General features: G+C 67.2%; 21 protein-coding genes. 13 read left to right on the top strand and 8 right to left on the bottom strand.

Going from position 1 to position 18,958, the window contains the following annotated elements:
* Window positions 1–142: 142 nt before the first annotated feature.
* Both HMPREF2914_RS04520 and HMPREF2914_RS04515 read right to left on the bottom strand, forming a co-directional pair.
* A complete protein-coding gene (locus HMPREF2914_RS04520) occupies window positions 143–343 on the bottom strand; it encodes an SEC-C metal-binding domain-containing protein (RefSeq protein ID WP_003081984.1) in 201 nt (66 codons plus the stop codon).
* A gap of 7 nt (window positions 344–350) precedes the next feature.
* Window positions 351–845, bottom strand: a complete 495-nt coding sequence (locus HMPREF2914_RS04515; protein WP_003123186.1) for an LEA/WHy family protein — start codon at window positions 843–845, stop codon at window positions 351–353.
* Between the two features lie 314 nt (window positions 846–1,159).
* Between HMPREF2914_RS04515 and HMPREF2914_RS04510 the strand changes: the two genes are divergently transcribed.
* Complete coding sequence (locus HMPREF2914_RS04510) at window positions 1,160–1,720, top strand: hypothetical protein (RefSeq protein WP_003123185.1); 561 nt, start codon at window positions 1,160–1,162, stop codon at window positions 1,718–1,720.
* 117 nt (window positions 1,721–1,837) lie between these two features.
* On the opposite strand, the gene HMPREF2914_RS04505 is transcribed toward HMPREF2914_RS04510, so the two are convergent.
* The 4 genes from HMPREF2914_RS04505 to HMPREF2914_RS04490 form a co-directional block, all read right to left on the bottom strand.
* Window positions 1,838–2,458, bottom strand: a complete 621-nt coding sequence (locus HMPREF2914_RS04505) for a trimeric intracellular cation channel family protein (RefSeq protein ID WP_003081997.1) — start codon at window positions 2,456–2,458, stop codon at window positions 1,838–1,840.
* 82 nt (window positions 2,459–2,540) lie between these two features.
* Window positions 2,541–2,858, bottom strand: coding sequence for a hypothetical protein (locus tag HMPREF2914_RS04500; protein ID WP_009315410.1), 318 nt, complete (start codon window positions 2,856–2,858; stop codon window positions 2,541–2,543).
* Entirely contained in the window at window positions 2,858–3,331 is a 474-nt protein-coding gene (locus HMPREF2914_RS04495; protein ID WP_003123184.1) for a YchJ family protein, read from the bottom strand. The genes HMPREF2914_RS04500 and HMPREF2914_RS04495 overlap by 1 nt, the downstream gene beginning before the upstream one ends.
* A gap of 2 nt (window positions 3,332–3,333) precedes the next feature.
* Window positions 3,334–3,831: a DUF6231 family protein gene (locus tag HMPREF2914_RS04490; RefSeq protein ID WP_003086343.1), complete on the bottom strand. Its 498-nt coding sequence runs from the start codon at window positions 3,829–3,831 to the stop codon at window positions 3,334–3,336.
* A gap of 130 nt (window positions 3,832–3,961) precedes the next feature.
* On the opposite strand from HMPREF2914_RS04490, the gene HMPREF2914_RS04485 reads away from it, so the two are divergent.
* The 3 genes from HMPREF2914_RS04485 (at window position 3,962) to HMPREF2914_RS04475 (ending at window position 5,811) form a co-directional block, all read left to right on the top strand.
* Window positions 3,962–4,594: an OmpA family protein gene (locus HMPREF2914_RS04485; RefSeq protein ID WP_003082015.1), complete on the top strand. Its 633-nt coding sequence runs from the start codon at window positions 3,962–3,964 to the stop codon at window positions 4,592–4,594.
* Between the two features lie 115 nt (window positions 4,595–4,709).
* On the top strand, window positions 4,710–5,009 hold the full coding sequence (locus HMPREF2914_RS04480; RefSeq protein WP_003086345.1) for a DUF1145 domain-containing protein: 300 nt from the start codon (window positions 4,710–4,712) through the stop codon (window positions 5,007–5,009).
* A complete protein-coding gene (locus HMPREF2914_RS04475) occupies window positions 5,002–5,811 on the top strand; it encodes a hypothetical protein (protein ID WP_021264415.1) in 810 nt (269 codons plus the stop codon). Before HMPREF2914_RS04480 ends, HMPREF2914_RS04475 begins: the two co-directional genes overlap by 8 nt.
* A 38-nt stretch (window positions 5,812–5,849) precedes the next feature.
* Here the strand turns inward: HMPREF2914_RS04475 and HMPREF2914_RS04470 are convergent, their stop codons facing one another.
* Window positions 5,850–6,314, bottom strand: coding sequence for a CopD family protein (locus HMPREF2914_RS04470; RefSeq protein WP_003082024.1), 465 nt, complete (start codon window positions 6,312–6,314; stop codon window positions 5,850–5,852).
* Window positions 6,315–6,443: 129 nt separating this feature from the next.
* Here HMPREF2914_RS04470 and dinG point away from each other — a divergent pair, with 129 nt between their 5' ends.
* The 8 genes from dinG (at window position 6,444) to HMPREF2914_RS04430 (ending at window position 17,853) form a co-directional block, all read left to right on the top strand.
* Window positions 6,444–8,588: an ATP-dependent DNA helicase DinG gene (dinG, locus tag HMPREF2914_RS04465; RefSeq protein ID WP_003086351.1), complete on the top strand. Its 2,145-nt coding sequence runs from the start codon at window positions 6,444–6,446 to the stop codon at window positions 8,586–8,588.
* A 78-nt stretch (window positions 8,589–8,666) separates the two neighbouring features.
* Window positions 8,667–10,940 (top strand): beta-agarase, encoded by a 2,274-nt coding sequence (locus tag HMPREF2914_RS04460; RefSeq protein ID WP_073656902.1) that lies wholly within the window; start codon window positions 8,667–8,669, stop codon window positions 10,938–10,940.
* Between the two features lie 109 nt (window positions 10,941–11,049).
* Window positions 11,050–12,195 carry an EstA family serine hydrolase gene (locus HMPREF2914_RS04455; RefSeq protein WP_003086355.1) on the top strand — a complete coding sequence of 382 codons (1,146 nt, stop codon included), beginning with the start codon at window positions 11,050–11,052 and terminating at the stop codon, window positions 12,193–12,195.
* Between the two features lie 205 nt (window positions 12,196–12,400).
* Entirely contained in the window at window positions 12,401–13,282 is an 882-nt protein-coding gene (locus HMPREF2914_RS04450; RefSeq protein WP_003082037.1) for an OmpA family protein, read from the top strand.
* A 98-nt stretch (window positions 13,283–13,380) separates the two neighbouring features.
* On the top strand, window positions 13,381–14,028 hold the full coding sequence (pdxH, locus tag HMPREF2914_RS04445; RefSeq protein ID WP_023092132.1) for a pyridoxamine 5'-phosphate oxidase: 648 nt from the start codon (window positions 13,381–13,383) through the stop codon (window positions 14,026–14,028).
* 7 nt (window positions 14,029–14,035) lie between these two features.
* The gene (locus HMPREF2914_RS04440) at window positions 14,036–15,148 is read left to right on the top strand and encodes a CdaR family transcriptional regulator (RefSeq protein WP_003112517.1); all 1,113 of its coding nucleotides are present in this window, start codon (window positions 14,036–14,038) and stop codon (window positions 15,146–15,148) included.
* 159 nt (window positions 15,149–15,307) lie between these two features.
* The gene (locus HMPREF2914_RS04435; protein WP_015503357.1) at window positions 15,308–16,666 is read left to right on the top strand and encodes a GntP family permease; all 1,359 of its coding nucleotides are present in this window, start codon (window positions 15,308–15,310) and stop codon (window positions 16,664–16,666) included.
* A gap of 41 nt (window positions 16,667–16,707) precedes the next feature.
* Window positions 16,708–17,853: a glycerate kinase gene (locus tag HMPREF2914_RS04430; RefSeq protein WP_003116306.1), complete on the top strand. Its 1,146-nt coding sequence runs from the start codon at window positions 16,708–16,710 to the stop codon at window positions 17,851–17,853.
* Here HMPREF2914_RS04430 and HMPREF2914_RS04425 read toward each other — a convergent pair.
* Window positions 17,832–18,074 carry a hypothetical protein gene (locus tag HMPREF2914_RS04425; RefSeq protein WP_003082053.1) on the bottom strand — a complete coding sequence of 81 codons (243 nt, stop codon included), beginning with the start codon at window positions 18,072–18,074 and terminating at the stop codon, window positions 17,832–17,834. The genes HMPREF2914_RS04430 and HMPREF2914_RS04425 overlap by 22 nt on opposite strands.
* Window positions 18,075–18,261: 187 nt before the next feature.
* On the opposite strand from HMPREF2914_RS04425, the gene HMPREF2914_RS04420 reads away from it, so the two are divergent.
* Complete coding sequence (locus HMPREF2914_RS04420) at window positions 18,262–18,726, top strand: outer membrane lipoprotein (protein WP_003082056.1); 465 nt, start codon at window positions 18,262–18,264, stop codon at window positions 18,724–18,726.
* Window positions 18,727–18,958: the final 232 nt, after the last annotated feature.

Genomic DNA, 18,958 nt, shown 5'->3' with positions numbered 1-18,958 from the left:
GGCTACGAACGGAAGACTCTACGCCAGGAACCTAGGTTCGATGCAAACCGCTGTCGCGCATGACGCCCCGGCGGGGCTGGTGGCGCGCCAACGAAAAGGCCCGCTGCTCAGCGGGCCTTCGGATGCCGGCGCGTGCGAAGGGTCAGGCGCCGTGGCACTTCTTGAATTTCTTCTCGCTGCCGCAGGGGCAGGGATCGTTGCGGCCTACGGCCTTGAGCGGATTGCGCACCGGCTCGTGGCTGTGGTTGCAGTGCGGACCATGGACATGACCATGGCCATGATCGTGATGATGATCGTGGTCGTGGTTGCAGTTCGGGCCGTGTACGTGGGGTTCCTGACTCATGGTGGACCTATTCTGGGATGAAATCGCCGGGAATTATCTCGCCATTTCGTCTCAGGTGCACGCTGCGGCCGAACATCAGTCCGGTCTTCACTTCGCCCTGCAGGCGGTAGCGGATCGGCTCCTCGGGACGCTCGAGGAGCTTGACGATGTATTTCATGTGGCGCCAGAGATTGGTTCGCACCGGCACGTCGAATACCTCGTGGCCGTGGGCGGGAACCGTGAACCACTGCCCGGACTCGCCTTCTGCGAGCTGGATGTCGTTCAGTTGCACGGCGTACTGCAGGCCGCGTACCGGCAGGCTGAAATCGTTGGGGTTGTCGATGCGGAAGCGCATCACGAACTCCTGTTCCAGCAAGCGTGCCTTGACCACTTCCACCTTCAGCAGCTTGACGTCGGGGTCTTCGAAGCTGCCGGTCATCCAGCTGCAGCCCGAGAGATTGGAGAGAACTCCCCATGCCATTATTAGGCTGATAATTCTTATCATTTGCGCCTGGTAATTCATGCTATTCCCCCCGAGACGCCTCAGTTTAACAAGCAGTGATTGTGCTGCAACTTATTGTTGTATAGAGGAAAGATGTTTCAGGTACAGGCCTGTGTCCATATGTTTCCCGTAGCGCAGTCGGGGGAGCATGGAGAAGCGCGTACGCCCGTGCAAGTCTTCCCGTCGGCTGGCGTGACCGGCTCGGCTAACCTGAACGGACCCGCCGGCCAATTTGCCGGACCCAGTCACTCCACGCGTGGCTGTCGATGGGTACAATCGTTCGACGAAACGCCAGGGCCGCCATGCCGAGCGGCCCTTCACTCGGAGAGATGCCAATGAGCCGCTTTGAAATCGCCTTTTCCGGCCAGTTGGTCGCCGGCGCCCGGCCCGAGGTGGTCAAGGCCAACCTGGCCAAGCTGTTCCAGGCCGACGCGCAGCGTATCGAGCTGCTGTTCTCCGGCCGCCGGGTGGTGATCAAGAACAACCTCGATGCCGCCTCCGCGGAAAAATACCGCAGCGTGCTGGAGCGAGCGGGAGCGATCGCCGTGGTCGCCGAGATGGAGATCGAGGAGGTGGTCATGGCGCCGCCGCCTGCGCAGCAGGCCGCCGTGGAAGCCCCACAGGCCCGCGTCGCTGCGCGGGACAGCGCGCCCTCCGGGCGTTTGCAGGTAGCGCCGCGGGACGGCTACATGGCGGCGTTCGCCGAGGTCGATGCGCCGGATTTCGGCCTGGCTCCGGTAGGCGCCGACCTACAGGACGCCAAGGCCGAAGCCGAGGCGCCGAAGCTCGACCTGAGCCGCTTCAGCGTCGCCCCGGTCGGTAGCGACATGGGCCAGGCACGCCCCGAGCCAGCGGCTCCGGCTCCGGACACCAGCCACCTGCGCCTGCAGGACTGAGGCGGGCAGCGGCCTGCGACAAGCGTGGGCGTGGGGCGGATAACCGCGTCGCGGGCCGTGGCATCGGGGACAGGCGAGGGGTTGGAGGAACGCGTCGACCAGGGGCAGGCGCTTGCTTCAGTGGTCGAAATCGTCCTGGTAGACGAACTTGGGCATTTCCCAGTGGAAGCGGATGGCCAGCAGGCGGAACAGGAAGCCGCTGAACAGGGTGATCAGCATCGCCTGTTCGGAGGGCAGTTCCAGCTCCACGCAGATCAGGTAGCACCAGGCGCTGGCGAAGGACACGCTGGCATAGAGTTCGCGGCGGAAGATCAAGGGTACGTCGTTGCACAGGATGTCGCGGAGAATGCCGCCGAACACCCCGGTGATCACCCCGCTGATCGCCGCGATCAGCAGGCTGTGGCCCATTTCCAGGCTGACCTGGCAGCCGATCAGGGTGAAGGCCACCAGGCCAACCGCGTCGAGTACCAGGAACAGCGAGCGCAGGTGGCGCATCAGCGGCGCGATGAACACTGTGACCAGCGCGGCGACTGCGGTCAGCGCCAGGTATTCCGGGTGACGGACCCAGGTCAGCGGGTAATGGCCCAGCAGCATGTCGCGTACCGAGCCGCCGCCCAGGGCGGTGACGCAGGCGATCAGCACCACGCCGAACAGGTCCATGCTGCGCCGGCCGGCCGACAGCGCGCCGGTCATGGCTTCGGCGGTGATGGCGATGATGTAGAGCACGGTCAGCAGCATGGGGATGGGGCCCGGATGAAAAGGCTGCGCATTCTACCCGAGCGCTCGTCAACGCCCAAACCGCGCCGCCTGGCGCTGTATCTCAGGCGTGCATGCGCAACCAGAAGCGTTCCTGGCAGGCGTTGACGAAGTGCTTGTGGCGTGGGCTGATTTCCTGCCCGGCGGAATCCAGCACTTCGTAGCCGATCCAGCATTCCTCGCAGGCCCCGCTGCTTGGCAGGAGGTCGCGCTCGCAGTGCTGGCGCAGGCGCACGCCGTTGTCGAAACGGTAGAGCGCTTCGCAGCTGTGGATCTCGACGCCGTCCTCGCAGCGCTGTTGCTCTTCGACCTGCGCATCGCTTATCGAGACTGGCGAGGGCAGGGCATGGATGGCGCGGATATAGCTGGCGAGCGAATGCATCAGGTGATCCATGGACCGCAGCATTTCTTCAGCTTGCCGCCGGCGCCGCAGGGGCAGGGGTCGTTGCGGCCGAGTTTCAGGGCCACGGTCGGATCGAGGAAGTACCAGCGACCGTTGCGCTGGACGAAGCCGGAACATTCGCGATGGGCATGTTCCCCCTCGGCGTCGTGCCAGCGCGCGACGAAGGTGACTCGCGCATGTTCCGGCTGGCCGCCGAGCACCTCGTGGTTTTCCACCTCCAGGCCGAGCCAGGTGCTGCCGTGGCTCCAGGCGCGGATGCCGTCGAGATCGAGGCCGGCCTGTTGCGCCGGCAGCGTGGTGTCGCGCAGGTAGTCCACCAGTCCGAGGGCATAGGCGCTGTAGCGCGAGCGCATCAGGGCTTCCGCGGTGGGCGCGGGATGTCCCTGGTGATAGCGGCCGCAGCAATCGTCGAGCGGGTCGCCGCTGCCGCAGGGGCAGGTGGGTTGGGTCATGGTTACCACCAGTACTTGCCGAAGTTTTCCGGGTTGGCCCAGAACTTGGCGTTCAGCCAATCGGGGACCTGCTTGTACTCGTACAGGTCGTAGGTGTACAGGGTCAGCGTCTGGCCTTCGCGCTGGAAGCGTTCGCTGTTCTGCATGGCGAGGGCGAAGAAGTCGGTTTCCTGCCAGTCGCTGGCCTCGAGGTCGACCAGTACGGCGACCCGGCTGGCGTTCAGGTTGCGCACGCCCGCGAGCAACTGCAGACCGGTGCGCTGCGGCAGGTGTTCCAGGCAATCGACGAACAGCGCCAGGTCGAAGCGCTGGCCGGCCAGTTCGGCGGGCAATGCCGCCGCCGGGCTGTGCGCCAGTTGGCACTGGGGATGGTTGTGGATGAAGGCCTCCACCGCCGGCAGCCGGCTGGCGCCGACCAGCAGCAAGCGCTTCGGCGCGTAGCGGGCGAGCAACGCGGCCAGGGCCTGCTGCGGGGTGCGGGGAGAAATCGGTTCGCTCATGGGAAAACACTCTCCTGGGATTCGCCAAGACTAGCCTGAAGCGCCTGCATGGCCTAGTGCTGGCGCTTTTTTCGGCTGGGGTCTTTACTCCCTATTTGTCGGTTACAACCGATCCACGAGGAGAGTTCCAATGAGCATCACGAGGACCGCTTTACCCCTGATTCTGGTCAGCGGCTTGCTGACCGGTTGCGCAGGGTTGCAGAAAAGCGACTGGCCGACCTGTGCGGCGGTCGGTGGTGTTACCGGCGCCGGCCTGGGCGCGATCGAAAGCAGCAGCTGGGCTGGCTGGGGCGCCCTGATCGGCGGTGGCGTCGGTGCCGCCTATTGCTGGGTGCACGGTGCCGGCGAACAGGTCGCGCCGCCGCCTCCGCAGCCGGTCGAGGAAGTCGCGCCGCCGCCTCCTGTCGTCAAGGAAGAAACCATTGTCGTGCGCGACCTGCACTTCGCCTTCGATTCGTCGAAGGTGGACGCCGCCGACAGCGAGAAGCTCAACGGCATCGCCGAACGCCTGAAAGGCGAGGCGGCCAGTACGCGCCTGAGTATCACCGGGCATACCGACAGCGTCGGTTCCGATGCCTACAACCAGAAGCTGTCGGAACGGCGCGCGAATGCCGTGGCGAACTATCTGATCGATGCCGGGGTGCCTTCGAGCATCATCGTCGGCGTGCAGGGATTGGGCGAAAGCCAGCCGGTCGCCGACAACAAGACTCGCGAAGGGCGGGCCGAGAATCGCCGGGTGGAAATCCTCATCAAGCGCGAATGACGCTGGCGGCGCGGAGCAGAACGGGGGCGTCGAAGCCCCCGTTTTCGTTCATGGCTGGCGCCGCGGCGGGCTGGCGAGTATGTTCCCCCGCACACGATGTATTGGGGGGAGTTCCATGAAAGCGTTTCTCGGGCTGGGCAAGCTCGTGACCCTGGTGTTCTGGGGCGCGGTGCTGGTCAATCTGCTGCATCCGTTCGCCTATCCGCTGAACTGGCTGTTGTCGATAGCCGGCGGCCTGATCCTGTTGATCCACCTGATCGAGATTCTCGTCCTCGGACGACGCCTGAAAGCGCGTGCGCATCCCTGGCTGGACCGTCTCCAGGTCTTGCTGTTCGGGGTCTTCCACATGCTTGCGTTGCCGGCGCTGAGCCCGGCCAGCGAGTTGCCGCAGGACAAGGAGGACGATCATGCGTAAGGCCATGCTCGGATTGTTCCTGGTCGTTCCCCTGGCCTGGGCTGGCGCCGCGTTTTCGGCCGAGGCGCCGACGGCACGCCAGCAGGGTATCGGCGGAACCGTGAAGGTTCAGGCGAACTCGGTGATGCGCCTGCCCAAGCGGGCCCAGGAGCTGCGCCTGCGCAGAGTGGAGATCGGCGAGGATGCCGCCCTGCTGATTCCGCTGGAGGTCAGCGTCCTGCGCATCGAGGAACTGCACATGGCGAAGAACGCCCGGATCGGCGTGGCGCCGGGCGAAGAGCGAATCAGCATCGAAGTCGTCAGCGGCCGCCTGGCCGATGGCAGCATCATTTCCGCGCCCGGCGCGACCGGCACCTTCCGGCAAAGCGCCGGTAACGGCCGCGACCTGACCTTGCGCTTGCAGGCGGTGGAGGTGGAAAGCCTGCTGCTGGACGCCCGCGGTGGCGTCGGCGCGCCAGGCTACGATGGCCTGGACGGGGCTTCCGGCAAGGCCTCCGGCTGCCTCTGGGGCAGCGCGCTGAAAGGTGGCGACGGCCAATCCGGAAGCGACGGCGGTCCGGGCGGGGCGGGCGGTCGGATTCGTCTGGAAGTGCCGGGCGATTTTCCTCTGGAGCGCTTGCAAACCCGTCTGCAAGGCGGCGTCGGCGGCGCCGGAGGCAAGGCCGGCAAACCGGGTGCGGCGGATAACGCCACCGGTTGCTGGATCTACTCGGTGGATGCCGGTCGTGCGGGGCGCAGCGGAGAGGACGGCGCGAACGGCGCCAACGGCAGCGACGGCAGCCTGGACGTCGTGCGCTTCTGAGGAGAGGCCGGCAGCACGGCTGCCGGCGCATCGCCGGTTCAGAGGCTCGGGCGTGCCGCTACCAGGGCTATCAGCAGCAGGCCGAGGAGCAGGTTGAAGCCGACGGTGCGGCGGATCTTCCCCAGCGCCTGCCCGCCTGCCGGCCAGTCCTGGGCCTGCACCGCGCGGCGCAGTTCCGGCACTTGCAGCGCCTGCACCCGCAGGAACAGTGCCAGCATGGCGACGTAGAGCCCCATCATTACCTGTACGTAGCGCGGCGCGCCGGCGAAACCGTTGAAGCTCAGGTGCAGCATGCCGACGCCGCTGATCGGCAGCAGGATCACCGCCGCCCAGACCCAATGGAAGAAACGGCGGAACACCTCCAGCCACAGGCCCAGGCGGGCTGGGGCCTCCAGCGCGGCGACGGCCGCCGGACGAAGAATCGTCCAGGCGAAGAACATGCCTCCGACCCAGACAAGGGCGGCCAGGACATGCAGGGCGTAGACGAGGGCGTAGGGGGTCATTCGGCGATCTCCGCTGGCGGTTGTGACGAAGCGCGTTATCATAGCCGCCCTGTCGAACCACTGAAAATTTATCCAGCTATGGCGCGCCGGCGGATTCGCCTTCCGCTGCGCGCCGGGCCCAGGAATTCCATGCTCAGCGCCGAACTCAAGTCCCAGATCCAGGGTGCCTACACCCGCTTTCTCGAAGCCAAGGAGCTGAAGCCTCGCTATGGCCAGCGCCTGATGATCGCCGAAGTGGCCAAGGCCCTCGGCGCGATCAAGGAGGACGAGGAGGGGCACCGCGAGGGCGAGCCGGCGGTGGTCGCGGTGGAGGCCGGAACCGGTACCGGCAAGACCGTGGCCTACAGCCTGGCGGCGATCGCCTGCGCCAAGGCCAGTGGCAAGCGCCTGGTGATAGCCACCGCGACCGTCGCCCTGCAGGAGCAGATCGTCCACAAGGATCTTCCCGACCTGCTGCGCAACAGCGGGCTGGCCTTCAGCTTCGCCCTGGCCAAGGGCCGCGGGCGCTACCTGTGCCTGTCCAAGCTCGACGTGCTGCTGCAGGAAGGCCAGGCGCAAAGCGCGACGGCGCAACTGTTCGCCGATGACGGTTTCAACATCGACGTCGACGAGACCAGCAGCAAGCTGTTCAACCAGATGATCGAACGCCTGGCCGGCAACCGCTGGGACGGCGACCGCGACAGCTGGCCGGAGGCGATCGACGACGCGCATTGGGCGCAGCTCACCACCGATCACAGCCAGTGCACCAACCGACATTGCCCGAACTTCCAGCAGTGCGCCTTCTACAAGGCGCGCGAAGGGATGACCAAGGTCGATGTGATCGTCACCAACCACGACCTGGTCCTGGCTGACCTGGCCCTGGGCGGCGGCGCCATCCTGCCCGATCCGCGCGAGACTCTCTACGTGTTCGACGAGGGCCATCACCTGCCGGACAAGGCGATTGGCCATTTCGCCCATTTCACCCGCCTGCGCGCTACCGCCGACTGGCTGGAGCAGATCGCCAAGAACCTCACCAAGCTGCTCGCCCAGCACCCGCTGCCGGGCGACCTCGGCCGCCTGATCGAACAGGTGCCGGAGCTGGCCCGGGAGATCAAGACCCAGCAGCAGTTCATGTTCACCGCCTGCGAAGAGATCGGCGATTTCCGCGCCGGCGAGGACATGGAAGGTCGCGAGCGGCCGCGTCACCGTTTCGTCGGCGGGGTGGTCCCCGAGCATATCCGCGAGATGGGCATCGAGCTGAAGAAAGGCTTCTCCAAGCTGACCGACCTGTTCACCCGTCTCACCGATATCCTCAAGGAGGCGATGGACGGCGAAGGCGCCGGCGGCATCGCCAGCCACCAGGCGGAGGAGTGGTACCCGCTGTTCGGTAGTCTTTTGGCGCGCGCCCAGGGCAACTGGGAACTGTGGACCGCATTCACCTGCGAGGACCCGCAGGACAGCCCGCCGATGGCGCGCTGGCTGACCCTCGCCGAGAGCGGCAGCTTCTACGACATCGAAGCCAACGCCAGCCCGATCCTCGCCGCCGAGACCCTGCGCCGCAACCTGTGGAACGTCGCCTATGGCGTGCTGGTGACCTCGGCGACCCTGACCGCGTTGGGCACCTTCGACCGCTACCGCATGCGCGCCGGCCTGCCGCGCAACGCGGTCACCGCGGTGGTGCCGAGCCCCTTCCACCATGCCGAGGCCGGGGTATTGCGGGTTCCCGACCTCAAGGCGGATCCGCGCAACGCCGCCGAGCACACCGCGGCGATCATTCGCGAGCTGCCGGAACTGGTGAAGGGCGCGCGCGGCAGCCTGGTGCTGTTCTCCTCGCGCAAGCAGATGCAGGAGGTCTTCGACGGTCTCGACCGCGACTGGCGCAAGCGGGTGTTCATCCAGGGCAACCTGTCCAAGCAGGAAACCCTGAACAAGCACAAGTCGCGAGTCGACGACGGTGAGGACAGCGTGCTCTTCGGCCTCGCCAGCTTCGCCGAAGGCGTGGACCTGCCGGGGGCCTATTGCGAACACGTGGTGATCGCCAAGATTCCCTTCGCGGTACCCGACGACCCGGTGGAGGCGGCGCTGGCCGAGTGGATCGAGGCGCGCGGCGGCAATCCGTTCATGGAGATCGCCGTGCCAGACGCCTCGCTGCGGTTGGTCCAGGCCTGCGGGCGGCTGCTGCGCACCGAGCAGGACCGCGGCACCATCACCCTGCTGGATCGCCGCGTGGTCACCCAGCGCTACGGCAAGGCTATCCTCAATGCATTGCCGCCGTTCCGGCGGGAAATCGCCTGACGCGCTGATCTGCGCGGAGGGCGCCAGCCTTCACGTCCGAGCCGCATCGGGAAATTCCCGGCATTTGTCCATGCCGGGATGGAGTTAAGGAAAACAGGCTTCATGATCCGTTCGCGTTGGCATCTTCCCCTGCTTCTCGGCCTGCTCGCGGTGGCCGCGCCGCTGGCGGCGAACGACACCCAGCAGGTGCTGTTCAACTTCGTCAAGCCGATGGCCGTGGTCGGCATCACCCTGGAGGATGCCGACCTGCCCAGCGTGACGGCGGAGGCCACCCCGGAGGGCGACATTCTCCGTCGCGTCACCTTCAGCCCGGCGCAACGGCCCACCTTGCGCATGAGTCCGGCGCAGGGCCGTTGGGACTGGTCCGCAGCGGACTACGTGAGCCTGCGCATCCAGAACGCCATGAGCTGGGACATGACCCTGGAGGTCGCGATCGAGGGCGAGCAGGGTGCGCCGGGGTTGCAGGCATCCATCGAGCTTCCGGCAGGCCCGCCGCAGACCCTGCTGGTGCCGTTGCGGGCGGTTTCGCCAGAGGCTCTGGGCATGCGTGCGGGGCCGCCGATGCCGCAGATGGTCGAAGGCCAGCGGGTGCTGCTGGCGCCACGCGTGGAGGGCTCGCTGGACCGCGCCAGGGTCGGGGCGCTGAGCCTGTCCCTGCGCTCGCCGCAAGCTCCCCAGAGCATCCTGCTCGGACGTTTCGGCATACGCGCAGGGAGAGCGGTGGAGCGGAGCATCCTGACCGGCCTGATCGATCGCTATGGCCAGTACAGCCGCGCCGACTGGCCGGAAAAGATTCGTTCCGACGAACAGTTGCGCAGCGCCTATGCGGCCGAGGCCGCACAGCTCCGCGACTGGGAACGGCAGACACCGGCGCGCGACCGTTTCGGCGGCCTGCTGGGTGGGCCGGTGTTCGAAGCCAGCGGTTTCTTCCGCACGGAAAAACGTGGCGGGCGCTGGTGGCTGGTTACTCCGGAAGGACATCCGTTCTGGTCGCTGGGCGTTAATGCGGTGACCGCCGACGGCAGCCGGACCTACGTCGAGGGACGCGAGCCGATGTTCGCCGAACTGCCGGCGGAGGGTGAGCCGCTGGCGGCATTCTTCGGTGAGGGCGACGACCGCCGCGGCGTCGCCGCGCAGGCCGGGCGGCGCTTCGGGCATGGCCGCTGGTTCGATTTCCTCGGTGCCAATCGCCAGCGCATCGCTCCCCAGGCGAGCGCCGACCAGCTCGCCGGCGAATGGCGCCAGCGCACCCTGGAGCGCCTCTCGGCATGGGGTTTCAACAGCCTCGGCAACTGGAGCGATCCGGCGCTCGCCGCACAGGCGCGGATGCCCTACAGCCTGCCGCTGTCGATCGCCGGCGACTACGCCACGGTCAGCAGCGGTTTCGACTGGTGGGGAGCCATGCCCGATCCCTTCGACCCGCGCTTCGCCATGGCCGCCGAGCGCGTCATCGCCATCGCTGCTCGCGACCACCGCGACGATCCCTGGCTGCTCGGCTACTACGCCGACAACGAACTGGCCTGGGCCGGGCGCGACGGCTCGGCCCAGGCGCGCTACGGCCTCGCTTTCGGAGCCTTGAGGCTGTCCATGGACAGTCCGGCGAAGCGCGCCTTCGTCAAGCAATTGAAAGCCAAGTACCTGCGCCATGAGGCATTGGCCCAGGCCTGGGGCATCGAGCTGGCCGCCTGGGAGGCCCTGGAGGCGCCGGGCTACGCGGCTCCGCTGCCGGGCGAGGGGCATCCGGCCATCGCCGAGGACTACAGCGCCTTCCTCCGGCTGTATGCCGACGCTTACTTCAAGACCCTGCGCGACGCCCTGCAATGGCACGCACCGAACCACCTCCTGCTCGGCGGCCGCTTCGCCGTCAGCACTCCCGAGGCGATCACCTCCTGCGCCCGGTATTGCGACCTGCTCAGTTTCAACCTCTATACGCCGTTGCCCGGGCAGGGCCTGGACGACTCCCTGCTGGCGCGGCTGGACAAGCCGGTGCTGATCAGCGAGTTCCACTTCGGCTCGCGGGATCGCGGTCCGTTCTGGGGTGGCGTCAGCGAGGCGGCCAATGAGCGGGCGCGCGGCGACTCCTACCGAACGTTCCTGGAGGCGGCGCTGAAGAGTCCGTATATCGTCGGCGCCCACTGGTTCCAGTACCTCGACCAACCGGCCAGCGGGCGCCTGCTGGACGGCGAGAACGGTCATATTGGCCTGGTCGGGATCACGGGCTTGCCGTTCGCCGGTTTCGTCGACACGGTGCGCCGAAGCAACCTTGCCGCCTTGTCGCGACTGTCGGCGATGGCCAGCTCCATGCCTGCCGTCGAGCCTCCGCCGCCGCGCGAGGATTCAGCCGGTTCATGAGCGCGCATTCACCGCCGCCCGCTTGCGGCGAACCCCTCTTATGTCAGGGTTCACAAGGCCGCCGAGGGCTGGAAGAATGCTCCGACCACTTTCCCACCGGAACTTGCCCATGACGCCCCAAGGCCACTGTGACAGCCGTTTCGCCCCGCTTGCCGAGGCCTTCGCCCGGCTTTTCGACAATCCGCAGGAGCGCGGTGCGGCGTTGTGCCTGGAGGTCGGTGGCGAGACGGTGGTCGACCTCTGGGGCGGCGTCGCGGACAAGGACGGCGAGCAGCCCTGGCAGCGCGACACCATCCTCAATCTGTTCTCCTGCACCAAGACCTTCACCGCCGTTGCCGTGCTGCAACTGGTGGCCGAGGGCAAGCTCGAACTGGACGCGCCGGTGGCACGCTACTGGCCCGAGTTCGCCGCGGCCGGCAAGGCAGCGATCAGCGTGCGCCAGTTGCTCTGCCATCGCGCCGGCCTGCCGGCGCTGCGCAAGCAGATGCCGCCCGAGGCACTCTACGACTGGCAGGCGATGACCGCGGCACTGGCCGCCGAGGAGCCCTGGTGGACGCCCGGCGAAGCGCACGGCTATGCACCGATTACCTACGGCTGGCTGCTCGGCGAGGTGATCCGCCGGGTCGACGGCCGCGAGCCGGGCGAGGCCATCGTGGCGCGTACCGCGACACCGCTGGGCCTGGATTTCCATATCGGCCTGGACGACAGCCAGTTCGGCCGCGTCGCCCACATGGCGCGGAGCAAGGGCAGCCTCGGCGACGCTGCCGCCCAGCGCATGCTGAAGACCATGATGAGCGAGCCATTGGCGCTGACCACCCGCGCCTTCACCAATCCGCCGTCGATCCTCACCAGCACCAACAAGCCGGAATGGCGACGCATGCAGCAGCCGGCCGCCAATGGCCATGGCAACGCGCGCGCGCTCGCCGGCTTCTATAGCGGCCTGTTGCAGGGACGTTTGCTGGAAGATGAACTGCTGGGCCAGTTGGCCCACGAACACGCGGTAGGCGAGGATCGGACCTTGCTGACCCGGACCCGCTTCGGCCTCGGCACCATGCTCGACCAACCGGGCGTGGCCAATGCGACCTACGGACTCGGCCCCAAGGCCTTCGGCCACCCTGGGGCGGGTGGCTCGATTGGCTTCGCCGATCCCGAGCGCGACCTGGCTTTTTCCTTTGTCAGCAACGCCTTGGGGCCGTACGTGCTGATGGATCCGCGGGCGCAACAGCTGGCGCGTGTCGCGGGGGAGTGTCTGTAATCCGTTGGTTAACTTTTAACCGCTTGTCGGCTCGACGCTAAATTTCATTGCCAAATAATGGCTTAGCGACACAATCTAAAGCGTCGTATGAGATAGGGCGTTGCCGGGGCAGTGGATCGACTCCGGCATCGCTGCGATGTGACCGGCGGTTGAGCCGAATGTTCCATCGGGCTCGCCTTCTTTCACTTCCAACGGACCCCGACGTATGAAACTGCTTAAGACCTCGACGCTTCTTCTCTGCATGACCGCCTCCGGCTGCAGCTATTTCCAGACCCAGGATGCTTCCTCGCAGCCAGCCAAGGCTCCGGCCGAGCAGGCTTCCAGCCATTCATGGTGGCCGTTCGGCAAGGACGACGGACAGACCGTCGCCAAGCAGGCCACGGAACAGAAGGCCGAAGCCGAGCATGTCGGCTCCAGCCACTGGTGGTGGCCGTTCGGCAAGGACGAAGGCGGTCGGGACGTAGCCGCCAAGGCTGCGGAGCAGAAGGCCGAGATCGCCGCGGCGAAGAAAGAAGTCGCCGCCGCAGCCGAGCCGAAGGCCGCCAACCCCTGGTGGTGGCCGTTCGGCGCCAGCTCGGCGAGCAAGGCGTCGGGCAAGCCGGCACTGGTCCAGCAGAAGGTCACCAAGGAGTGGCTGGATGCCCATGAGAAAGCCCTGCGCGAAGCGATCGCCGGTAGCGAGTTCACCCTCGAACGCCGCGACAACGCATTGATCGTCATCGCCCCCGCCGACTACTCGTTCAATCCCAAGCGCCATACCATGCTGATGCCGATCACCCTCAACCCGCTGGGCAAGGTCGCCAAGATGGCCCAGGCCGATCCGCAGAGCGGTATTCTGGTACTCGGCCATACCGACAGCACCGGCAGCAAGGCGGTCAACGACAAGCTGAGCTTCGAGCGTGCCCAGTCGGTGGCGGCGATCTTCCGCCTCAGCGGCCTGAAAGGCGACCAATTGCGCCTGAAGGGGGTCGGTTCCGACATGCCGCGCGCGGACAACGCCAGCGCCGCCGGCCGCGCCCAGAACCGTCGCGTCGAAGTGCTCTATACCCAGCGCGCCAGCCTGCTGTCCCTGGCCCAGGGCAACTGAGCCGAACCGGGGCAGGGCGCTTGGCGCCATTGTCCCGGATCAAGCGCGAGGCGGAGTCTGCGGTTAAGCTATGGCGCATTTCCCCCTGGAGATGCGCCATGACCCAGTCCCTGGCCGATATGCGCCGCGAGTACACCCGCGATGGCCTCAGCGAGGCCAACGCCCCTAGCGATCCCTTCAGCCTGTTCCGCCAGTGGTTCGACGACGCGGTGAAGACCGAGCGCCTGCCGGTCGAACCCAACGCCATGACCCTGGCCACCGTCGACGCCGACGGCTATCCGCATTGCCGTATCCTCCTGCTCAAGGGCCTCGACGAGCGCGGCTTCACCTTCTTCACCAACTACGAAAGCGCCAAGGGCCGGCAACTGGCGGCCAATCCGCGGGCGGCCATGACCTTCTTCTGGCCGGCGCTGGAGCGCCAGGTGCGCATCGAAGGCAACGTCGAGAAGGTCACTCCCGAGGAATCCGACGCCTACTACCAGGTGCGTCCGCTGGGCAGTCGCCTGGGCGCCTGGGCCTCGCCGCAGAGCCGGGTCATCGCCGATCGCGCCGAGCTGGAACGGCTGCTCGCGGACACCGAGCGGCGTTTCGCCGACCAGCCGCCGAGCTGTCCCGAGCACTGGGGCGGCTACCGTCTCCTGCCGCAGCGCATCGAGTTCTGGCAGGGGCGGCCGAGCCGCCTGCACGACCGTCTCGACTATCGACGCCAGGACGGCGGCTGGTCGCGCGAACGCCTGGCGCCCTGAGTCCTCCATGTTCGAACTGGATTCGACGCTGGCGCAGCACATCGTCGATCGGGCGATGGCGATCCTGCCGCACAACATCAATGTGATGGATGCCCAGGGCATGATCATCGGCAGCGGCGATCCATCGCGCCTGCATACCCGCCACGAAGGGGCGCAACTGGTGCTGGCCAACCGGCGGGTGGTGGAAATCGACGAGCAGGCCGCCGCCTGCCTGCGCGGGGTGCGGCCAGGGGTGAACCTGCCGTTGCTGCACGCCGAGCGGCTGGTCGGCGTGCTCGGCATCACCGGCGCGCCGGAGGTGGTCCGGCCCTATGCCGAGCTGGTGCGGATGGCAGCGGAAATGCTCATGGAGCAGCGCCAGATGCAGGACGAGCGACACTGGCAACGCCAGCGTCACGAAGCCTGGCTGCGCCAGTTGCTCGATCCCGGCCACGGCCTCGGGGCGCTGGCGGCCGATGCGGAACACCTGGGGCTGGCCATGCACTGGCCGCGCCAGGCGGTCTTCCTGGAGCTGCCCGAGCATGCCGATCCGCTGCCTTGCCAGGCTCGCCTGCTGGCGGCACTCGGCGGCCGGGCGGAGCACTGGAGCGCGGCGCTGGGCGAGCGCCTGGTGTTCTGGTGCCGGCCGGTAGCCCACGCAGATACGCTCGAGCACTGGCTGGAGCGCGCCGACGCGCGCGGCTGGGGCGTGGCGCGCCTGTGTGCCGGCGACCCGGCGCACGACCTGGCCGAGCTGCGCGCCTCGGCCTGCGCCGCACGCGACCTGCTGGACTATGCGCGCAGCCGGTTGCCCGGTCGGCGGGTCGTGACCCTGGACGGACACCGCCTCGCCAGCCTGCTGTTCAGCCAGCGCGACAGTTGGCAGGTGCGGCAGCTGCTGGCGCCCTTGCAGCGGTTGCTCGACCACGATCCGCAAGGTTCGCTGGCCGCTACCCTGGAGTCCTGGTGCGCCCATGACGGGCACGCCCAGGCCTGTGCCCAGGCGCTGGGAATCCATCGCAACAGCCTGCGCTACCGTCTGGAGCGCATCGCTTCGATCAGCGGGCTCGATCTCGCTCGCCTGGAGCACCGCCAGCAATTGTTGCTGGGGCTGCAATTGCTCGTTCCGCGCCGCGGGTAACGGGCGGATCAATCGATTCACTGTGCAGTCGCACAAAATGTTCCCCTTCCAGCGCCGTCTTCCTCTGGCCGTTGCACAAGGCGTGGCCGGTCCCGACGGAGCGAAAATGACCCGCCCCTGGGCGCCCATCCCACACCCATAACAACAAGGAGGCGGCTCATGACCCTGGTCCTGATCCTGCTGGCGTTGATCGCCTTTATCGTCCTGTCCACCACGCGACTCAAGCTGCACCCGTTCCTCGCCCTGCTGGCGGCCGCGCTGATCGCCGGCTTCGCCTACCAGGTACCCACGGCGGAAATCGTCAAGACCGTTACCGGCGGCTTCGGCAGCATCCTCGGCTACATCGGCATCGTCATCGTGCTCGGCACCATCATCGGGGTGATCCTCGAGCGCAGCGGTGCGGCGATCACCATGGCGGAAAGCGTGATCCGCCTGCTCGGCGAACGCTTCCCGACCCTGACCATGTCGATCATCGGCTACCTGGTGTCGATCCCGGTGTTCTGCGATTCCGGCTTCGTCATCCTCAACTCGCTGAAGAACGCCCTGGCGGCGCGGATGAAGATATCCACCATCGCCATGAGCGTGGCCCTGGCCACCGGTCTCTACGCCACCCACACCTTCGTGCCGCCGACCCCGGGACCGATCGCCGCGGCCGGCAACCTCGGCCTGGACGCCAGCCTTGGCCTGGTGATCGCGGTCGGCCTGGTGGTCGCCTTCGTCACCGCGATGGCCGGCATGTGGTGGGCCAATCGCTTCGTCGGCAAGGACATTCCCCTGGTCGACGACGGCCAGGTCGTCCAGACCGAAGAGGATTTCAGCGAGCTGCGTGCCCGCTACGGCAAGCTGCCCAGCGCGACCCAGGCGTTCGCGCCGATCTTCGTACCGATCCTGTTGATCTGCCTTGGCTCGGTCGCGGTATTCCCGAGCAAGCCGCTGGGCGAGGGCGTACTGTTCGCCTGCCTGAACTTCCTCGGTCAACCGGTGATCGCCCTGCTGGTCGGCCTGGCCCTGGCCTGCACCCTGCTCAAGGGCCAGAGCAAGCGCGAGGAATTCCATGAGCGCGTGGTGGAAGGCATCCAGTCGGCCGCGCCGATCCTGCTGATCACCGGCGCCGGCGGCGCCTTCGGTGCGATGCTGAAGATCACTCCGCTCGGCGACTACCTGGGCAGCACCCTGTCCGCGTTGGGCATCGGCCTGTTCATGCCGTTCGTGGTGGCGGCCGCGCTGAAGACCGCGCAGGGCTCGACCACCGTGGCGCTGGTCACCACCTCGGCGCTGGTCGCTCCGCTGCTGCCGCAGCTCGGCCTGGACAGCGAGATGGGCCGGGTGCTGACGGTCATGGCGATCGGTGCCGGGGCGATGACGGTGTCCCACGCCAATGACAGCTTCTTCTGGGTGGTCACCCAGTTCAGCCGCATGACCGTATCCACTGCCTATCGCGCCCAGACCCTGGCGACCCTGGTCCAGGGTATCGCCGGTATGCTCGCGGTATGGCTGCTCAGCCTTGTGCTGCTCTGATTGAAGCGGGGCCGGGGACTCCCGGCCCTGTGAGGTGACTGATGAAAATCGTGATTGCTCCTGATTCGTTCAAGGAAAGCCTGTCCGCGCCCGACGTCGCCGAGGCTATCGCACGCGGTTGGCGGCGAGTCTTCCCGCAGGCCGAGGTGTTGCTGCGGCCACTGGCGGACGGCGGCGAAGGCACGGTCGATGCGGTACTCGCCGCCACCGCCGGCGAACGTCGCGAATGCCGGGTCGAAGGCCCGCTCGGTGAGCCGACCCTGGCGCACTGGGGCTGGCTGGACGACGCCACCGCAGTGATCGAAATGGCTTCCGCCAGCGGCTTGCACCTGGTCCCGCGCGACCGCCGCGACGCCACGCGCAGCAGCAGCCGTGGTACTGGCGAGCTGATCCGTGCGGCGCTGGACGCCGGGGCGCGGAAGATCATCCTCGGCCTCGGCGGCAGCGCTACCAACGATGCCGGCGCCGGCCTGCTGAGCGCGCTCGGCGTGCGTTTCCTGGCTGCCGACGGCGAGGAACTGGCGCCCGGCGGCGCCGCGCTGGCTGGCCTGCACAGTCTCGACCTGGGCGGGCTGGATCCGCGCCTGGTGGATGTCGCGGTGGAAGTCGCCGCAGACGTCGACAACCCGCTATGCGGGCCGCGCGGCGCGTCGGCGGTGTTCGGTCCGCAGAAGGGCGCCAGCGTCGAACAGGTGGCGCAACTGGATGCCGCCCTGGCGCACTTCGCCAAGGTGGTCGCGGCGACCCTGGGCGAGGACTTCAGCCGGGTGCCGGGCGTCGGCGCCGCCGGCGGCCTGGGTTTCGCCGCGAGGGCATTCCTCCGCGCGCGTTTCCGCCCAGGCATCGAACTGGTGGCGGAGCTGGCCGGGCTGGCCGATGCGCTGGTCGGTGCCGACCTGGTGCTGACCGGCGAGGGCCGCCTGGATGCGCAGAGCCTGCACGGCAAGACCCCGGTGGGCGTGGCGCGGATCGCGCGCCAGGCCGGCGTTCCCGTGGTAGCCCTGGCCGGCAGCCTGGGCGACGGCTACCAGCGCCTGCACGATGCCGGCATCGATGCGGCGTTCAGCCTGGCGCCGGGACCGATCAGCCTGGAGCAGGCCTGTGCCGGAGCGGCGGCGGAACTGGAGGCGCGCGCCGAGCAGATCGCCCGGCTCTGGCGCCTGGCTCAGGCTTCGCGGGAAGGGTAGTCGGCGGCGGCGCGCTCCAGCCAGGCTGGCAGGTCGCGCCGCTTCACCTTGCTGGCCTTGGCCTCGGCCAGTCGCTGTAACAGATAGTCACGCTTTTGCGGGTCGTCGCCGGCGAATGACAGCGCCAGGTCGCGGTCCATCCAGCGGCGGATGCGCCAGTAGATCCACCAGTGGAAATACAGGCCGGCGGCGGTGGTGACGACGATGATGAAATAGTCCATGGCTGTTCCTTCTGCGGGCGCTCACCCTAGCCGATCGGTCCCGCCGATGAAAGCGGGAGGGTTCGGTCGAAACTGAACGAACCTGTACCATTGCTGAATCGATTCGATTATCTCGCGCCGGCCAGGTGACAGGAGCGGCTGCGGGAGAGTCTAATATTCGTCAGTTATCCCTTTCGGAGATGCCGTTATGCGCAAGTCTGCCTTGATCGTTGCTTCCTTCACCGCCATGGCCCTGGCTCTTGGCGGCTGCCAATCCAGCCTCACCGGCGATACCTACAGCCGTGAGGAAGCCCGTACCGTGCAGACTGTACGCATGGGCACCATCCAGGCCTTGCGCCCGGTCAAGATCGAAGGCACCAAGACCCCGATCGGTTCCATCGCCGGTGCCGGCGTCGGCGGTGTCGCCGGCAGCGCGGTGGGTGGCGGCAAGGGTAGCTACGTCGCGGCCATCATCGGCGCGGTCGCTGGCGGTCTGCTGGGCGCGGCTACCGAAGAAGGCCTGACGCGCACCCAGGGCGTCGAGATCACCGTGCGCGAAGACGACGGCAGCACCCGCGCCTACGTCCAGCAGGTCGACCAGGGCCAGATCTTCCGCGTCGGCGAGCGCGTGCGCATCCTGACCGTCAACGGCACCAGCCGCGTCGCTCACTGATTCTTCCCTCGTTGTCCCACGGCCGGCACTTCGCCGGCCGTTTTCGTTGTGTCGCCGAGCCATTGCCGGGGTTGTCTTGCTAAGCTTCAAGTCGTTGCCGTTGCAGAGTTTTTTTCGGCTTTCCGGCAGTCGGAACGCCTGAATTTTGTAATAATTCAATCCATGACGTTCGTTCGATAGATTGCGATAATCGCAGCTCCGTTGCGCCGCGCCTGCCGGTGGCGGGCGGGGC

It is taken from the genome of Pseudomonas sp. HMSC067G02, from assembly GCF_001813485.1.
Classification (GTDB): domain Bacteria; phylum Pseudomonadota; class Gammaproteobacteria; order Pseudomonadales; family Pseudomonadaceae; genus Pseudomonas; species Pseudomonas aeruginosa.
Note: the sequence above shows the minus strand (reverse complement) of the source record. Positions and strands in the feature narration are given on the sequence as shown.

Coding starts and splice junctions, on each gene's coding strand:
- HMPREF2914_RS04520 (WP_003081984.1), bottom strand. CDS start 343: ATGAGTCAGGAACCCCACGTACACGGCCCGAACTGCAACCACGACCAC.
- HMPREF2914_RS04515 (WP_003123186.1), bottom strand. CDS start 845: ATGAATTACCAGGCGCAAATGATAAGAATTATCAGCCTAATAATGGCA.
- HMPREF2914_RS04510 (WP_003123185.1), top strand. CDS start 1,160: ATGAGCCGCTTTGAAATCGCCTTTTCCGGCCAGTTGGTCGCCGGCGCC.
- HMPREF2914_RS04505 (WP_003081997.1), bottom strand. CDS start 2,458: ATGCTGCTGACCGTGCTCTACATCATCGCCATCACCGCCGAAGCCATG.
- HMPREF2914_RS04500 (WP_009315410.1), bottom strand. CDS start 2,858: ATGCATTCGCTCGCCAGCTATATCCGCGCCATCCATGCCCTGCCCTCG.
- HMPREF2914_RS04495 (WP_003123184.1), bottom strand. CDS start 3,331: ATGACCCAACCCACCTGCCCCTGCGGCAGCGGCGACCCGCTCGACGAT.
- HMPREF2914_RS04490 (WP_003086343.1), bottom strand. CDS start 3,831: ATGAGCGAACCGATTTCTCCCCGCACCCCGCAGCAGGCCCTGGCCGCG.
- HMPREF2914_RS04485 (WP_003082015.1), top strand. CDS start 3,962: ATGAGCATCACGAGGACCGCTTTACCCCTGATTCTGGTCAGCGGCTTG.
- HMPREF2914_RS04480 (WP_003086345.1), top strand. CDS start 4,710: ATGAAAGCGTTTCTCGGGCTGGGCAAGCTCGTGACCCTGGTGTTCTGG.
- HMPREF2914_RS04475 (WP_021264415.1), top strand. CDS start 5,002: ATGCGTAAGGCCATGCTCGGATTGTTCCTGGTCGTTCCCCTGGCCTGG.
- HMPREF2914_RS04470 (WP_003082024.1), bottom strand. CDS start 6,314: ATGACCCCCTACGCCCTCGTCTACGCCCTGCATGTCCTGGCCGCCCTT.
- dinG (WP_003086351.1), top strand. CDS start 6,444: ATGCTCAGCGCCGAACTCAAGTCCCAGATCCAGGGTGCCTACACCCGC.
- HMPREF2914_RS04460 (WP_073656902.1), top strand. CDS start 8,667: ATGGAGTTAAGGAAAACAGGCTTCATGATCCGTTCGCGTTGGCATCTT.
- HMPREF2914_RS04455 (WP_003086355.1), top strand. CDS start 11,050: ATGACGCCCCAAGGCCACTGTGACAGCCGTTTCGCCCCGCTTGCCGAG.
- HMPREF2914_RS04450 (WP_003082037.1), top strand. CDS start 12,401: ATGAAACTGCTTAAGACCTCGACGCTTCTTCTCTGCATGACCGCCTCC.
- pdxH (WP_023092132.1), top strand. CDS start 13,381: ATGACCCAGTCCCTGGCCGATATGCGCCGCGAGTACACCCGCGATGGC.
- HMPREF2914_RS04440 (WP_003112517.1), top strand. CDS start 14,036: ATGTTCGAACTGGATTCGACGCTGGCGCAGCACATCGTCGATCGGGCG.
- HMPREF2914_RS04435 (WP_015503357.1), top strand. CDS start 15,308: ATGACCCTGGTCCTGATCCTGCTGGCGTTGATCGCCTTTATCGTCCTG.
- HMPREF2914_RS04430 (WP_003116306.1), top strand. CDS start 16,708: ATGAAAATCGTGATTGCTCCTGATTCGTTCAAGGAAAGCCTGTCCGCG.
- HMPREF2914_RS04425 (WP_003082053.1), bottom strand. CDS start 18,074: ATGGACTATTTCATCATCGTCGTCACCACCGCCGCCGGCCTGTATTTC.
- HMPREF2914_RS04420 (WP_003082056.1), top strand. CDS start 18,262: ATGCGCAAGTCTGCCTTGATCGTTGCTTCCTTCACCGCCATGGCCCTG.